This window comes from Pantoea sp. VS1 (assembly GCF_002207995.1).
In the GTDB taxonomy this organism is placed as follows: domain Bacteria; phylum Pseudomonadota; class Gammaproteobacteria; order Enterobacterales; family Enterobacteriaceae; genus Pantoea; species Pantoea dispersa.
Map to the genome: position 1 here is coordinate 1 of NZ_NHZE01000110.1, position 378 is coordinate 378.

The following is a 378-nucleotide window of genomic DNA, read 5'->3' on the forward strand; positions in this document are numbered from 1 at the left end:
GCAGTTCCCTACTCTCGCATGGGGAGGCCCCACACTACCATCGGCGCTACGGCGTTTCACTTCTGAGTTCGGCATGGGGTCAGGTGGGACCACCGCGCTGTTGCCGCCAGGCAAATTCTGGTGCGCGAAACGAATCTTTTTCACTGATGCCGCGTTGCCCGTCCTCGCGCTACTCAGTCACATACTTCTGTATGCTCCCTCGTACCGTCTCGTCCGGCGCCTTGCCTCAGCGCAAAATCTTTCGTTTCCGCTAATTTTTCCGTCACAAGCTGAAAATTCTCCGGTCTCTCAGACCAAAACGCCTCTGGCGTTGTAAGGTTAAGCCTCACGGGTCATTAGTACCGGTTAGCTCAACGCATCGCTGCGCTTACACACCCG

General features: G+C 56.3%; 1 rRNA gene. It reads right to left on the reverse strand.

Features of this window, described 5'->3' with window-relative positions:
- Positions 1-111: ribosomal RNA gene (rrf, locus tag CBW22_RS24400) — 5S ribosomal RNA — on the reverse strand; the annotation flags it as partial.
- Positions 112-378: the final 267 nt, after the last annotated feature.